We start from the raw sequence: 938 nt of genomic DNA on the forward strand, positions 1-938 counted from the left end.
TAGCCGGCTTAGCTCAGTTGGTAGAGCATCTGATTTGTAATCAGAGGGTCGAGGGTTCAAGTCCTTTAGCCGGCATTTAAATCAAATTGCGGAAGTAGTTCAGTGGTAGAACACCACCTTGCCAAGGTGGGGGTCGCGGGTTCGAACCCCGTCTTCCGCTTAGCCAATGTAAAACCATAGCCCATGCCGGGGTGGCGGAATTGGCAGACGCACAGGACTTAAAATCCTGCGGTCAGTGATGACCGTGCCGGTTCGACCCCGGCCCTCGGCATTTAATTGAATATAAATTGCACCCATAGCTCAATTGGATAGAGTACTTGACTACGAATCAAGCGGTTACAGGTTCGACTCCTGTTGGGTGCATACTCGGGAATTAGCTCAGCTTGGTAGAGCACTTGGTTTGGGACCAAGGGGTCGTAGGTTCGAATCCTGTATTCCCGATTTCCTTATGGGGGCTTAGCTCAGCTGGGAGAGCGCCTGCTTTGCACGCAGGAGGTCAGCGGTTCAATCCCGCTAGTCTCCATTTAACTTAATAATATTATGGCGGTGTAGCTCAGCTGGCTAGAGCGTCCGGTTCATACCCGGGAGGTCGGGGGTTCGATTCCCTTCGCCGCTATTTTCTTTTAGAGCTTGGACCTTTAGCTCAGGTGGTTAGAGCAGACGGCTCATAACCGTCCGGTCGTAGGTTCGAGTCCTACAAGGTCCATAGGTTTTATCTTGGAGGATTACCCAAGTCCGGCTGAAGGGAACGGTCTTGAAAACCGTCAGGCGTGTAAAAGCGTGCAAGGGTTCGAATCCCTTATCCTCCTTAATATTATCGCGGGGTGGAGCAGTTGGCAGCTCGTCGGGCTCATAACCCGAAGGTCGTAGGTTCGAGTCCTACCTCCGCAATTAGGTTCCGTGGTGTAGGGGTTAACATGCCTGCCTGTCACGCAGGA

General features: G+C 52.3%; 10 tRNA genes. All 10 read left to right on the forward strand.

Annotated elements, in window-relative coordinates:
* Positions 1-2 precede the first annotated feature (2 nt).
* The 10 genes from ADH02_RS06935 (at position 3) to ADH02_RS06980 (ending at position 891) form a co-directional block, all read left to right on the forward strand.
* Positions 3-75 (forward strand) — tRNA-Thr (locus tag ADH02_RS06935).
* A gap of 13 nt (positions 76-88) precedes the next feature.
* A tRNA-Gly gene (locus ADH02_RS06940) sits at positions 89-160 on the forward strand.
* 25 nt (positions 161-185) lie between these two features.
* Positions 186-271, forward strand: a tRNA-Leu gene (locus ADH02_RS06945).
* An 18-nt stretch (positions 272-289) separates the two neighbouring features.
* Positions 290-363: transfer RNA gene (locus ADH02_RS06950), tRNA-Arg, on the forward strand.
* A gap of 4 nt (positions 364-367) precedes the next feature.
* Positions 368-441: transfer RNA gene (locus ADH02_RS06955), tRNA-Pro, on the forward strand.
* A 9-nt stretch (positions 442-450) separates the two neighbouring features.
* Positions 451-523: transfer RNA gene (locus tag ADH02_RS06960), tRNA-Ala, on the forward strand.
* Positions 524-542: 19 nt separating this feature from the next.
* Positions 543-616, forward strand: a tRNA-Met gene (locus ADH02_RS06965).
* Positions 617-632: 16 nt separating this feature from the next.
* A tRNA-Ile gene (locus tag ADH02_RS06970) sits at positions 633-706 on the forward strand.
* Between the two features lie 13 nt (positions 707-719).
* Positions 720-809, forward strand: a tRNA-Ser gene (locus ADH02_RS06975).
* 9 nt (positions 810-818) lie between these two features.
* Positions 819-891, forward strand: a tRNA-Met gene (locus ADH02_RS06980).
* Positions 892-938 lie beyond the last annotated feature (47 nt).

The organism is Streptococcus sp. 263_SSPC (genome assembly GCF_001071995.1).
Lineage (GTDB): Bacteria > Bacillota > Bacilli > Lactobacillales > Aerococcaceae > Granulicatella.